Raw genomic sequence first — 14248 nt, forward strand, 5'->3', positions numbered from 1 at the left:
TGCACCCCAAGAGACGCACCATGACGATCCATCGCTTGAACGAGTTGTCTCGCGCCGATCTCCCCACGGCCGGCGGCAAAGGCGCAAACCTCGGAGAGCTCACGCGGCTCGGGCTCGCCGTGCCGCCCGGGTTCGTCGTGAGCGCCGGCGCGTACGCAGAGCATGCGCGCGCGTGGGGGCTCGCCGAGCGCCTCGCGCCGCACCTCGCCACGGAGAGCTGGGACGCGGCGGCCGCGGAGGCGGCGGAGCTCTTCGAGAGGGGCGCGCTCTTGCCCACGCTCGAGCGCGCGGTTCGTGAAGCGCATCGTGAGCTCGGCGCGCCGCTCGTCGCGGTGCGATCCTCGGCGACGGCCGAAGACCTCGCAGACGCCTCGTTCGCGGGCCAGCACGAGACCTACCTGAACGTCGCGGGCGAGGACGAGCTCCTCGTCGCGCTGCGGCGGTGCTGGGCGTCGCTCTGGAGCGCGCGGGCCCTCCAGTACCGGGCGGCGCGCGGCGTGGATCATCTGGGGGTCGACATCGCGGTCGTGGTGCAGCGCATGGTGTCGGCCGATTTTGCCGGGGTCCTCTTCACGGTCGACCCGGTGGCCCAGCGTGCCGACCGCATGCTCCTCGAGGTCGCGCCGGGGCTCGGCGAAGCCGTGGTCTCGGGACACACGACCGGCGACGTCTACCGTCTGCGGCGCGAGCCCCTGGCGATCGACGACCGGGATCACCGCGTGGCAGGGCGCGAAGCGCCGAGCGACACCCTCGTGCTCCAGCTCGGCCGCCTCGCGCTCGACCTGGAGGCCCATTTCGGCTGCCCGCAGGACGTGGAGTTCGCCTTCGAGGGACGCTCCATCTACCTCCTCCAGTCTCGCCCCATCACCACCCTCGGCGGGACCGACATCGAGCCTCTCCCTCCGCCCCCGGAGCTCAGCCGCTTGCAGCGGAAGATGCTCGAGGCGAACGACAACGACCGATTCCCCGTCGCCCCCAAGCCGCTCGATCAATGGGGCTTCCGGATGGTGATCCCCGCGCTCGTCAACGCGATGCGCCTCGTGGGGCTCGACATCGACGAGGCCGACGAGCGCGCGACGATGGCCGAGGTGTGGCGGGAGTTTTTCGTTCTGCCGTCGCCGCGCCCCACCTTCCGGCTGCTGGGTTTGCCCCAAAGGGTCGCGACGGTCCTTCGCAACGATTGGATGGCGTGGTGGGAGACTGAGGCATTCGTGAGGATCCTGGAGGTCTGCGCGCCGGTCGATCTCCGCGCGCTTCCCGACGCCGCGCTCCTCCTCCGTGCCGATCGGATCGAGGAGACGACGCGAGAGATCCTGTTCAAGCGGTTCGAGGGGATCCTCAGCCAGATGGCCGCGATCGCCTTGCGGATTCCGGTCACCGCCGCCGTGGGCAGGAAGCGGGCCGAGGCCGTCATGGGCGACCTCGTCTCGGGCCTGCACACCCGGACCTCCGAGGTCAACCTCGCGCTGTTCCACCTCGCGCGCAAAGCCGTGAGCGCGGGGCCCGAGGTGTTTCGTTCGATTCGCGAGGGGCGCCCCGAGGACCTCCGCGGATCGGACGAGGGCCGTGCCTACCTCGCCGAGGTGGAAGCATTCCTCGACGAGCATGGGCATCGGGAAAGCACGGGCTTGTACCTCTCGGCGCCGACCTGGCGGCAAGATCCCGCGCCCATGTGGGGGCTTTTGCGCAGCCTGCTCGACACCACCGAGCCCCCGTCCGAGGAGGCCGGGCAAAAGCGATATCAAGCGGCGCTCGACGAGGTCACCCACGCGCTTCGTTTCGTGCCGGGGCTGTCCGATACGTTCCGCAACACCCTTTTGCAGTTGCGGAGGGCGATCGTCTTCCGGGAGCGCTCGCATTACGATCTGGCCCGCGTGTTCTCGGCACAGCAGGCGATCGTGGGCGAAATCGCGCGTCGCCTCCACGAGCGCGGCCACCTGCCGAGCCCCGACGATATTTTCTACCTGACGGAGGCCGAGGTCCGGGCGTGGCTCGGTGAGGGCGCGCCGCCGCTTTCCGAAGTGAAGAGGCTCGTGCAGCGCAGGCGCGCGACGTACGGCGTGGTCAACGGGAAGTGGCAGAAGAGGGCGTTCGGAGCGGGCGCGGAAGGCGCCGCGGGCAGCGACGAGCTCCGCGGCACCGGAGCCTCGTCCGGGGTGGTCCGCGGCAGGGCGCGCATCGTGCGCGACGAACGCGAGTTCGGGCGCCTGAAGCCCGGCGAGATCCTGGTCTGCCGGTACACGAACCCCGCGTGGACACCGCTCTTCACCCTCGCCGCGGGCGTCGTGACGGACACCGGCGGCGCGGCCTCGCACGCGGCCATCGTCGCGCGCGAGTACGGCATCCCCGCGGTGCTGGGGGCCGCCGGGGCGACGACGCGCATCACGGATGGCCAGGAGATCCTCGTGGACGGCACGGAAGGCCGCGTGCTCCTGTTGCGCCTGGGCGTCACGGGCGAGGTCGCCTTTGCCTGAGCCCTCGTCCCGCCTGCCGGTGCGGCTCCTCGTCGCCATCGCCCTGTCGGCGGCGCTCGCGCCGCTCAATTCCACGATGGTCGCCGTGGCGCTGCCGGAGATGTCGCGCACGCTCCCGGCCGACTCCGGCGCGCTCCGGCAGGCGCTCGTGACGAGTTATCTGCTCACGAACATCGTCCTGCAAAGCCCCGGGGGAAAACTCGGCGATCGCCTCGGCCACCGGCGCGCGCTCGGGCTCGGCCAGCTCCTTTTGGCGGTCGGCGCCGCGCTCGCGTACGTCTGGCCCGTGCTCCCGGTGCTCGCGGTGTCGCGCGTCGTGATGGCCGCGGGCGGCGCGATCGTGGTCCCGAGCGCGACGGCCCTGCTCCGCACGGAGCTGCCGCCCGAGGTACGTGGGCGTGCCTTCGGCGCGTTTGGCGCGGTGATGGGGATCGCGGCGGGCACCGGACCGATGGTCGGGGCGCTTCTCGTCGGGCGCTTCGGCTGGACCTCGATCTTCCTCGCGAACGTCCCGGTCCTCCTCCTCTCCGCGGCGCTTGCGCACCTCGGTGTGCCGGCGCGACCCGCGGCCCTGACGCCTGCCGGGCCGCGCGCGCGTTTCGACCTCCTCGGCTCGGTGCTGCTCGGGGCCTCGCTCGTGGGGCTTGTCCTCGGCCTCGAGTCCGCTCAACTCCGATGGGCGGCCGTGCTTGGCGCGCTGGGCCTCGTGCCCTTCGTGCTCTGGGAGCGCCGCGCCGTGGACCCCATCGTCGACTTCTCTCTGTTCAAGCGGCGCGCCTTCGTGGGAGGCAGCCTGATCATCGCCGTCCAGAACTTCGCCATGTACGCGACGATCTTCGAATTGCCGCAGGTGGCGGGAAGGCTCTTCGGCGTCGCGCCGCGGGACGTCGGCCCTACGCTGCTTTCGATGATGGGCACGATGGTGATCGTCGCGCCGTTCGCGGGTCGCAGCTCGGATCGCTTCGGGGCGCGCGTGGTTTCGCTTTTCGGCTGCTCGCTCGCCATCGCCGGCATGTTCTTGCTCGCGGCGCGACCTCTGGGCGCGATCACGGACGCGGTCCCGGCGCTCGTGATCCTCGGCGCCGGCCTCGGCCTCTCGTCCGCGCCTTCGCAGTCCGCGGCGATGAGCGACGTCCCTCGGGAAAAAAGCGGAATGGCCGCGGGCCTCACCTCGACGATGCGTTACATCGGGGGAATCGTCGGCCTCACCGTGCTCGGCCTCGTCCTCACGGATCGTCCGGCCGGCGACGTCGTGAGGCACGAACACACCACGGCCATGACCATCTTCTGCGCGTCGCTGCTCCTGACGATAGGCTGCGCCTTCCTCCTCCCCGGCCGCGCCGCTGCGCCCGTACCCGCCTCCAGCGCGCGATAAACCCGCCGCGCCAATCTTCTTGACGACGCGCGTCGGGGCGCATCGACTCATCATCACGCCGATACGGCATCAGGAGGCCTTTCACGATGCATCAAGACCGAGCCCGCTTCCCCCAGGCTGCCCTCGACTCGCTTCGAACGAGCTTCCGCGGCGAGCTCATCGACCCCGACCACGGGCGTTACGACGCGGCCCGCGTCGTCTGGAATGCCCGCATCGACAAGAGGCCGGCGCTCATCGCGCGCTGCGCCGGGGTCGCGGACGTCCTCGCCGCCGTGCGGTTCGCGCGGGAGCACGACGCCCGCGTCGCGGTGCGGGGCGGCGGACACGACATTGCGGGCAACGGCGTATGCGACGGCGGGATCGTGATCGACCTGTCTCCCATGAAGGGCGTCCGCGTCGATCCTGCGCGGCGCACCGTCCGCGCCCAGGCGGGGCTCACCTGGCGCGAGCTCGATCACGAGACGCAGGCGTTTGGCCTCGCGACGACCGGGGGCCAGTGCTCCGCCACCGGGATCGCCGGGGTCACGCTGGGCGGAGGGATCGGTTGGCTCATGCGCCAGCATGGCCTCACGATCGACAACCTCCTCTCGGTGGATCTCGTGACCGCCGACGGCCGGCTCGTCACGGCGAGCGCCGACGAAAACGCGGACCTCTTCTGGGGACTCCGCGGCGGCGGCGGCAATTTCGGAATCGTCACCGAGCTCGAATTGCGCCTGCACCCCGTCGAGCAGGTGATGGTAGCGATGCTGTTTCACCCGGTCGAGCGCTTCGCGGATGTGCTGCGCTTCTACCAGACGTTCGCCCGGACCGAGCCGGAGCGCATGAGCAGCACCCTGATCCAGATCGCGCTCCCGCCCATGCCCACGCTCCCCGCGCGCATGCACGGCGTGCCCGGGGTGATTCTCGCGGCCTGTTACAACGGCCCGAGCGCGGATGCGGAGGCGGCCTTCGCACCGCTGCGCGCGTTCGGCCCGCCGGCCGCGGAGCTCGTGAGCCCGATGCCCTATACCGTCCTCCAGAGCATGTTCGATACAGCGCCGGCGGGCGCCTACGGTTATGGCCAATGCATCCGCGGGCATTACGTCTCCACGCTCGGGGACGACGGCATCGAGGCCATCGCCGCGCAGCTTCGCGCGGCCCCGTCACCGCTTTGCCTCTTCGAGATCGCTCACCTGGAGGGCGCGATCGCGCGTGTCGGCGAGGACGAGACCGCGTTCCCGCGGCGGAAAACCCCGTTCTTCTCGATGTTCCAATCGAGCTTTCAGGACCCGGCCGACGCCGAGCGCCACATCCGCTGGACGCAGGACGCCTGGCAAGCCATGAAGCCGTTTGCCGCCGAAGGCGTTTATGTGAATTTCATCGACGCCGGCGAACCTGCCGCGCGGGTGCAAGAGACCTACGGCGAGGCCAAGATGAAGCGGCTCGCCGCCCTCAAGCGTGCCTACGACCCGACGAATTTCTTTCGGTTGAACAAGAACATCGCGCCGTAGCGCACCGCGACGTCCCTGTTCGGGCGGCGCTTCGCTGGGGCGTTGCCCCAGGCCCCACCCGGGGCTATCCGCCCCGGGACCCGGACCAGCGCAAGCGCTGGACTCGGGACGATGAATTGCGCGATGCGCAGTTCATCGCACAGGCCGCGTCAAGACCAGCAGCGACCCTGTCAATCGAGACAACCGCGCTGCCATTTCGATTGGCAACGCTGTCTCTGGTCTTGCCACCCGGCTTGGTGGAAGAACTGCGCATCGCGCAGTTGTTCCACCCCGAGTCCAGGGCTTGCCCTGGTTCGGGTCGAGGGGCGAACAGCCCCCGCGGGGCCCGGGGCAGCGCCCCGGCGCGGCGGCCCCAAGTAGAGACCCATGCTCAGCAGCCAGGGGCTTCGAGGTTCGTCCGAACCTTCTCCAGCAGCGAAACGAGCTGACGCCGCTCGTCCGCACTCAGCCCTGACACCGCCACTTCGGACAGCCGGCGCGCATGGCGCAGCATCGTCTGGTGGATGGCCTGCGCTTCGGCCGTGGGCTCGAGCCTGACGCTGCGCCGGTCGGCCTCGTCCGTCCGTGCCTCCAGCAAGCCACGCTCCTTGAGACCGGCGACCAGGCGCGCGAGCTGCCCCTTGTCCCGGCCCGTGTGCGCCACCAGGTCGCTCAGGGTCGAGCCCGGCTGGCGCGTGAAAAAGCCCAGCACCTTCCCTTCCATGTGGCTCAGGTCGTGATGCTCCTCGCGCATCGCTTCGTGCCGGCGCGCACGAAATAGGTGCATGATCGCGTGGATGGACTCCAGCACGTCGGCGTCCCGCGGATCATGGTTGACATTGTCAACTGTTCTGCCCATGATGGGTGACATTATCAACCAACCCACGGAGGTTGCAATGACACCATCGCTTCCCGCGCGCCGCGTGCAGCGCGTGCGCCACGAGCTCCGCCGGCGCGACGTCGAGGTCGCCCGGGTGGAGCGCCTCGGCCCGAGCTTCGTCGCGGTCACGTTCTCCGGCGACGCGCTCGCCGACTTCGTTTCGCTTTCGTTCGACGACCACGTCAAGTTCATGTTCCCCGGCGCGGACGGCGAGCTCATCCGCCGGGACTACACGCCTCGGCGTTTTGATCCCGAAAAGCGTGAGCTGACCCTCGAGTTCGCCTTGCACGACGAGGGCCCTGCCTCCGACTGGGCACGAAAGGCCGCCCCCGGCCAGCGGGCGACGATCGGCGGGCCGCGCGGGTCGATGATCATCCCGCTCGATTACGCGTGGCACCTTCTCGTGGGCGACGCCTCCGCCCTGCCCGCGATCCACCGGCGCCTCGAAGAACTGCCAGCGGGCACGCGGGCCCTCGTGATCGCGCACGTCGCGGACCCAAAGGACCGCCGCGCGCTCGCGAGCGCCGCGAAGCTCGACGTCCATTGGGTGAACCGCGCGGAAGATCTCGTCACGTTCGTGGGGGACCTGCCGCTGCCCCCGGGCGACGGGTTTGTCTGGTGCGCCGGCGAAGCGTCGGAGATGTCGCGCCTGCGTCAGATCCTGCTGGTGGACAAAGGGCATCCCCGCGAGGCCGCGCGGATCGCCGCCTACTGGAAGAAGGGCGCGTCGGAGTTCCACGAAAACCTCGAATGAGGTCGGGCAAGACGTCCTCGACGCGCGCACCCGTGGTGTGGTAGGGACCGCGTCGCCCATGAAAAACGTCGGTGTCGTCGGGGCCTTGCTGACCGCAATGATGTTCCTTTCAGGCTGCAGCGGAGCGGCCGGGACCGTACCCAGCGAGCCGCCGCGCGCCTCCCCGGCGAACGCCGCCCCGGCGGCCACGAGCGCTGCCCCTGCGGTGGCGTCGATTTCCGCGCAGGGAGGCTCGGCGCCGGCCTCCGTCCCCGCTCCCCTCCCCGTGCCCACGTTCACGGGGACCGCGGGAAAAGGCCTCTATCTGCTCAAGCCGGCGCGCGTCTTCGATGGCGATACCGCGCGCCCGCACGAGGGATGGGTGGTCCTCGTGCGCGGCAATCGTATCGAGCTGGCGGGGCCCGAGGGGAAGGTGCAGGCGCCGAGCGACGCGGTGGTCGTCGATTTGCCGAACACGACGCTTTTGCCCGGGCTCATCGAGGGGCATTCGCATTTTTTCCTGCATCCGTACGACGAAGCATCCTGGGATGCGCAGGTGGCCCGGGAGCCGCTCGCCCTCCGCGTCGCCCGCGCGACGAATCACGCGCGGAATACCCTGCTCGCCGGCTTCACCACGGTCCGTGATCTCGGGACGGAGGGCGCGGGGTACGCCGATGTCGGGCTCAAGCAGGCCATCGACCAGGGAATCATCCCCGGGCCTCGGATGCTCGTCACGACAAAGGCCATCGTCGCCACGGGGAGTTATGGTCCCAAGGGCTTCGATCCCGGCTTCCACGTGCCGCAGGGCGCAGAAGAAGCCGATGGGCACGATCAGCTCCTGCGTGTCGTGCGTGATCAGATCGGGCACGGCGCCGATTGGATCAAGGTCTATGCGGACTATTACTGGGGACCCGGCGGCGCGGTACGGCCGACGTTCTCGGTCGAGGAACTCCGACTCATCGTCGAGACCGCGCATTCGAGTGGCCGGAGCGTCGCGGCGCACGCGAGCTCGGCCGAAGGGATGCAGCGCGCGGCCCTCGCCGGCGTCGATACGATCGAGCATGGAGATGAGGGGACGTCGGAGGTCTTCAAGCTCATGGCGAAGAATCACGTCGCGTTTTGCCCGACGCTCGCGGCAACCGACGCCATCGCGCGTTATCGGGGCTGGAAGAAGGGCAGCACGCCCGAGCCCGAGAGCCTCACGAAGAAGCGCAAGGCCTTCAAGGCGGCCCTCGATGCAGGGGTGACCCTCGTGAACGGGAGCGACGCCGGCGTGTTCGCCCACGGAGACAATGTCCGCGAGATCGAGTTGCTCGTGGAATACGGCACGACGCCTGTCGATGCGCTGCGCGTGGCGACCTCCGGCGGGGCGAAGGTGCTGCACCTCGATGCGGCGATCGGCTCGGTCGCGGCCGGCAAGCTGGCTGATCTGATCGCGGTCGAAGGGGATCCCACGCGGGAGATCGCGGCGCTGCGTAATGTCCGGTTCGTGATGAAGGGCGGGGCCGTCTACAAGCGCCCGTGAGGCGCGAGCCTGCCGTGCGCGGACGCTCGTATGCGTGGCGCCGCTTTCGCGAACGAACGATCTCGACCCCGAAAAACTCGCGGGAAAGCGGCGCTAGCGGAAGCGCAGGCGGAGGCCTATGGAACCGGGGGCCCGGAGGACCAGGTGCCGGTGCCTTTCATGTACACGCTGACAGAGACGCTCTCCGATCATGACGGTGTCGCCGTTTATCGTGGACGCAGGGACGCCGATCAACGTCCGGTGGTCATCAAGATGCTCGATCCGCGGCGGTGCCGGCCCAGGGATCTCGAGCGCCTGAAGAACGAGTACGAGATCGGCAGGACGCTCGACATCCCCGCGGTCGCGAAGCCGCTCGCGCTCGAATCGCTCGAGGGTTCGCCGGCCCTGGTCACGGAGGACGCGGGCAGCGTCTCGCTTCTCCACCTCCTCGGGGCGCCGATGGGCGTTCCCAGGTTTCTCCCTCTCGCGGTGGCCATCGCGCAGGCCGTCGCGGAGATTCACGCCCAGAGCATCATTCACAAGGATCTCAAGCCGGCGAACATCCTCGTCCATCCCGCGACCGGCGCGGTCCAGATCGCCGACCTGGGAATCGCTTCCCGGCTTCCCCGCGAGCTCCGGTCCGCGCAGCCCCTTCGCCTCATCGAAGGCTCCTTGCCGTACCTGTCGCCGGAGCAGACGGGCCGGATGAACCGCGCCATCGACAATCGCTCCGATCTCTATTCCCTCGGCGTCACGTTTTACCAGATGTTGACGGGCCGGCTGCCCTTCCAGGCGACGGATTCCCTGGAGTGGGTGCATTGCCACATCGCTCGGTCACCCGCACCCCCCGCGGAGCTCGTGCCGTCCGTGCCGGAGGTGCTCTCTCGTATCGTCATGAAGCTGCTCGCCAAGGGAGCGGAGGAGCGCTACCAGAGCGCGGCCGGTCTCCGGCACGACCTCGCGCGTTGCCTCGCCTCGTGGCAATCGACGAGCCGGCTCGAGCCCTTTCCCCTGGGCCAGCGAGACATGGGGGATCGATTTCGGATCCCCGAAAAACTCCATGGTCGTGACGAGGAGCTCGCCGCGCTCCTCGGGGCATTCAGGCGGGTCGTCGCCGAGGGAACCCCCGAATTCGTGCTGGTCTCCGGCTACGCCGGCGTCGGCAAATCGTCGCTGGTGCACGAGCTCGACAAGCCGGTCTTCCGGGAGCAGGGCATGCTCGTCTCGGGGAAGTTCGACCAATACAAGCGCGACATCCCCTACGCCACGATCGCGCAGGCCTTCCGGGACCTCGTGAGCGAGCTCCTCGCCCAGACCGACGAGCAGATCGAAGCCTTTCGGCAGCGACTCCGCGCCGCGCTCGGGGTGAACGGTCAGCTCATCGTCGATGTGATTCCCCAGATCGAGCTCGTCATCGGCCGGCAGCCACCCGTCCCGGTTTTGCCCCTCGTCGAGGCGCAGAACCGCTTCCACATGGTGTTCCAGAAGCTCGTCTCCGTGTTTGCCCGGGCAGATCACCCCGTGGTGGTTTTTCTCGACGATCTCCAGTGGGCGGATTCGGCGAGCCTCGACCTCCTCACGCACCTCGTCACGCACCCCGATACGAGGTATTTTCTTCTGATAGGTGCGTATCGCGACAACGAGGTCGACCCGTCGCATCCGCTCATGCGCATGCAGGGCGAGGTGCGGAGGAGCGGCGTCGCCGTACGTGACCTCGTCCTCGCGCCCCTTTCGGAGGCGCATATGGCCGATCTCGTCGCCGACATCGTCCACCGCCGCCCCGAGGAGGTCGCGTCCCTCGCGCGGCTCGTGCACGAGAAGACCGGCGGCAATCCATTTTTCGCGATACAGTTTCTCACGACGCTGCACCAGGAGCACCTGATCACGTTCGATCCGCGATTGGCATCCTGGAGCTGGGACGTCCACAAGATCCAGGCCAAGAATTTCTCCGACGGCGTCGTCGACCTGATGGTGGGAAAATTGAGGCGCCTCGCGGCGACCACGCAGGACGCCATGAAGCTCGCCGCCTGCGTCGGGAACATCGCGGAGACCCGCGTCCTTTCGATGATCGACGGACGCTCCGAGAGCGAACTCCACGGCGCGCTCTGGGAGGCGGTGCACGAGGGCCTCGTCCTCCGCCGTGACGATACGTACGAGTTTCTTCACGATCGGGTGCAGGAGGCGGCCTACTCGCTCATCCCCGAGGAAGAGCGGGCCCTCGTGCACCTCCGGATCGGAAGGCTGCTCGTCGCGCACGTATCCAAGGAGGAGCTCGAGGGGAGGATTTTCGACATCACGAACCAGTTGAACCTCGGCGCGTCGTTGCTCGCGTCCCGCGACGAAAAAGACCGGGTCGCACAGCTCAATTTGATTGCTGGAAGGAAGGCGAAGGCATCCACGGCCTACCTCTCGGCCATCAAATACCTCTCGGCTGGGATCGCGCTGCTCGCGCCCGATGGCTGGGAGACCCAATACGAGCTCACCTTCCGCCTTCATCTGGAGCGCGCCGAATGCGAGTTCGTGAGCGGTGGGTTCGCCGCGGCGGAGGGCTTGCTCTCGGTGATCCTCGGGCACGCCAGGACAAACCGGGACCGCGCCGCGGCCACGTCCGTGAAGGTGTACCTGCACGCGGCCCAGAATCAGCACGGGAAGGCCGTGGCAGCGGCGATCGCGGGCCTCGGCCCCTTCGGGATCGAGCTCGTGCCGCATCCCAGCCGAGACCAGGTCGACCAGGCGTATGGAAGGATCTGGCAACGGCTCGGCGAACGGCAGATCGAGGACCTGATCGACCTGCCCCCCATGACCGACGCCGACGCGAGCGCGGCCCTCGACATCCTCGTGGCCATCAATTCGCCGGCGCTCAACACCGACAACAATCTCGTTTGCTTGACGGCGTGCCATGCCGTGAACGTGAGCCTCCAGCATGGCAATGCGGCGGGATCGAGCTTCGCGTACGGGTTCTTCGGCATGCTCCTCGGACCCGAGTTTGGCCAGTATCGCCTCGGGTTTCGCTTCGGAAAACTGGCTTATGATCTGGTCCAGAAGCGGGGCTCGACGGGCTACGAGGCGCCCGTGCTCCTCGAATGCTTCCTCCTTTCGTACTGGGCGCAACCGGCCGCCACGCGCCGGGCCTTGGCCGACCGTGCGTTCGCCACGGCGCTGGAGGTCGGCGATCTGACGTTCGCCTGGTATGCTGCCCGGGCCCTCGTCACGTTCCTCCTCGTCAAGGGCGAGCCTTTGGAGGATGTTTCCCGCGAATGCGAGCGGGCGCTCTCGTTCGCGCGGAAGGCGAAGTTCGAAGGGGGCGACGTCGTCGTGAGGCAGCGGCTCATCGAGAACCTGCGCGGCCGCACCGATCACTTCGGGTCGTTCAACGGCGCGGGGTTCGACGAGGTGGCGTACGAGGCTTTCCTCGGCGAGCACGAGACGACCATGGCGATCGTCGCCTGCTGGTATTACGTCTGGAAGACCCAAGCGCGCTTCATGGCCGGCGATGACGAAGGCGCCGCCCTGGCAGCGCGGAAGGCCCGCGCGCTCCTCTGGTCGGGTCCTTCGTTCGAAGAGGCCTCGGAATGTCATTATTATGGTGCGCTCTCCCTCGCGGCCCGTTATCACGAGACGACCCCCGCGGAGCAGGCGGAAGCCATGGCGACCCTGCGCGCCGACCAGGAGCGGTTCCGGGTTTGGGCGGACAACTGCCCCGAGAGCTTCTTGCACAAACATGCGCTCGTCTCGGCCGAAATCGCGCGGGTCGAAGGCCAGGATCAAGAAGCGATGCGGCTCTACGAGCAGGCCATTCGCGCGGCGCGGGAGAATGGCTTCGTTCAAAACGAAGGGATCTCCTGGGAGCTCGCCGCGCGATTTTATCGCGATCGGGGGTTCGTCATCGCCGACACCTACCTTCGCGAGGCGCGCTCGTGTTACATCCGCTGGGGGGCCGAGGGCAAGGTGCGGAGCCTCGACCGGTCGTATCCGCACCTGCCCGAGAGCAGGTCCATTGCGCCGACGGCCACCTTGGCTGTGCGGGCCGAGCAGATCGACCTCCTCGCGGTGGTCAAGGCGTCGCAGACCATCTCGGGCGAGATCGTGCAGGAGAAGCTCATCGACACGCTGCTCCGGGTCGTCCTCGAGCTGGGCGGGGCGCAAAAAGCCTATCTGCTCATCTCCCGAGGCGGAGCCTTGTGGATCGAAGCGGAGGCCACGCTCGACGCCGGGGGGGCGCGCGCGCGGATGTTATCGCCCCTCCTGGCCGAATCCTCGGAGCTCGTCCCCGCGTCCATCGTGCAGTACGTACGTCGCACGAAGGAGCGTCGGATCCTCGACGACGCCAGCGCCGAGGCGGGCAGGTTTTCCTCGGACGAATACATCGTGCGGCGCGCGCCGAGGTCGATCCTGTGCTTGCCGATTCTCCGGACGGGCGAGGTGTTCGGCCTGCTTTATCTCGAGAACAACCTCGTCCCGGGGGCCTTCACGGCCGAGCGGCTCTGCGCCCTCGAGCTCGTGGCTTCGCAGGCCGCCATCTCCCTGGAAAACGCCCGGCTGCTCTCCAGCGAGCAAACTGCGCGGCAGGCGGCCGAGCAGCACGAACGCCGCTCGGCATTTTTTGCGGAGGCAAGCGAGAGCCTCGGCGCGTCGCTCGAGTACGAGCAGGTCCTCCGCTGCCTCGCGGAGCTCTGCGTCCGCGGTCTCGCCGACTGGTGCGTGATCGACATCATCGACAACGGACGAATCCGGCGGGTATCGGGGATTCACCGAGACCCAGCAAAACAACCGCTGCTCGAGGAACTCCAGAGGCGCTATCCGCCATTTCCTGGATCGCCCCACCCCGCGGCGCGGGTGATACGGAGTGGTGCGCCGCTCCTCTTTTCCAAGATCACCGACGCGACGTTACGCGCAAGCACCGTGGATGCGGAGCATTTCAGGATCCTCCGCGCGCTAGGGCCCAAGAGTGGAATGCACGTGCCGCTCGTGGCGAGGGGGCAGATCGCCGGAGCCGTGACCCTCGTCTCTGCCGATCCCGCCCGACCCTACGGGGCCGCCGATCTCGGCATGGCCGAGGAGCTTTCGCACCGCGCCGCGATCGCCATGGACAACGCGCGGCTCTACCGCGCGACGCAGGAAGCCGTTCGTATGCGCGACGAGTTCCTCGCGGTCGCCTCCCACGAGCTGCGCACCCCCATGACGTCGCTGGGGCTCTCCCTTCAATCGCTCCTCCGGTCGATCCAGTCGGACAAGCCCACCGATCGCAAGGCGACCGAGGACCTCATCCAGCGCGCCTGTCGCCAGAGCGATCGAATGAACAGGCTCATCGACGAGCTGCTCGACGTCTCGCGGTTCGATTCCGGACAGGTCGCGCTCGAGACCACGGAGGTCGATCTCAGCGCCCTCGTCAAGGAGGTGGTCGCGCGGTTCGAGCTCGATCTGCAGCGATCCCGATGTCCGGTCACCATCCACGGCGACGCACCCGTCATCGGTGTGTGGGATCGGTCCCGCCTCGAACAGGTCGTCACGAACCTCCTTGGCAATGCCATCAAGTTCGGCGGTGGCAAACCCATTACAATCGTCGTCCGCAAGGAAGCGGGCAGCACGAGCCTCATGGTCTCGGACCAGGGAATCGGGATTGCACCGGACCAGCAAACCCGAATCTTCGAGCGCTTCGGGCGTGCCGTCTCGGCGCGCCATTACGGCGGACTGGGGCTCGGCCTGTACATCTGCCGCAGGATCGCCGAGGCGCACGGCGGTTCGATCCGGGTCGAGAGTGCGCAGGGGATGGGATCCACGTTCGTGGTCGAGCTCCCCGGTGGCATGTAGCC

7 protein-coding genes are annotated in these 14248 nt (G+C 68.3%); 6 read left to right on the forward strand and 1 reads right to left on the reverse strand.

What is annotated here, in order from left to right; translation table 11 throughout:
• Window positions 1-20: 20 nt before the first annotated feature.
• From KEG38_RS34385 to KEG38_RS34395, 3 genes are all read left to right on the forward strand, one after another.
• Window positions 21-2474, forward strand: coding sequence for a PEP/pyruvate-binding domain-containing protein (locus tag KEG38_RS34385; protein ID WP_272424465.1), 2454 nt, complete (start codon window positions 21-23; stop codon window positions 2472-2474).
• The gene (locus KEG38_RS34390) at window positions 2467-3849 is read left to right on the forward strand and encodes an MFS transporter (protein ID WP_272424466.1); all 1383 of its coding nucleotides are present in this window, start codon (window positions 2467-2469) and stop codon (window positions 3847-3849) included. The genes KEG38_RS34385 and KEG38_RS34390 overlap by 8 nt, the downstream gene beginning before the upstream one ends.
• A gap of 86 nt (window positions 3850-3935) precedes the next feature.
• A complete protein-coding gene (locus KEG38_RS34395) occupies window positions 3936-5339 on the forward strand; it encodes an FAD-binding oxidoreductase (protein WP_272424468.1) in 1404 nt (467 codons plus the stop codon).
• Between the two features lie 370 nt (window positions 5340-5709).
• Here the strand turns inward: KEG38_RS34395 and KEG38_RS34400 are convergent, their stop codons facing one another.
• Window positions 5710-6177, reverse strand: a complete 468-nt coding sequence (locus tag KEG38_RS34400; protein ID WP_272424469.1) for a MarR family winged helix-turn-helix transcriptional regulator — start codon at window positions 6175-6177, stop codon at window positions 5710-5712.
• A 37-nt stretch (window positions 6178-6214) separates the two neighbouring features.
• Between KEG38_RS34400 and KEG38_RS34405 the strand changes: the two genes are divergently transcribed.
• From KEG38_RS34405 to KEG38_RS34415, 3 genes are all read left to right on the forward strand, one after another.
• Complete coding sequence (locus KEG38_RS34405; protein ID WP_272424470.1) at window positions 6215-6952, forward strand: siderophore-interacting protein; 738 nt, start codon at window positions 6215-6217, stop codon at window positions 6950-6952.
• A 58-nt stretch (window positions 6953-7010) separates the two neighbouring features.
• The gene (locus KEG38_RS34410; protein WP_272424472.1) at window positions 7011-8456 is read left to right on the forward strand and encodes an amidohydrolase family protein; all 1446 of its coding nucleotides are present in this window, start codon (window positions 7011-7013) and stop codon (window positions 8454-8456) included.
• Window positions 8457-8615: 159 nt separating this feature from the next.
• On the forward strand, window positions 8616-14246 hold the full coding sequence (locus tag KEG38_RS34415) for a sensor histidine kinase (RefSeq protein WP_272424473.1): 5631 nt from the start codon (window positions 8616-8618) through the stop codon (window positions 14244-14246).
• The last annotated feature ends 2 nt before the right edge of the window (window positions 14247-14248 follow it).

The sequence above is a fragment of the Polyangium jinanense genome, from assembly GCF_028435265.1.
GTDB lineage: Bacteria > Myxococcota_A > Polyangia > Polyangiales > Polyangiaceae > Polyangium > Polyangium jinanense.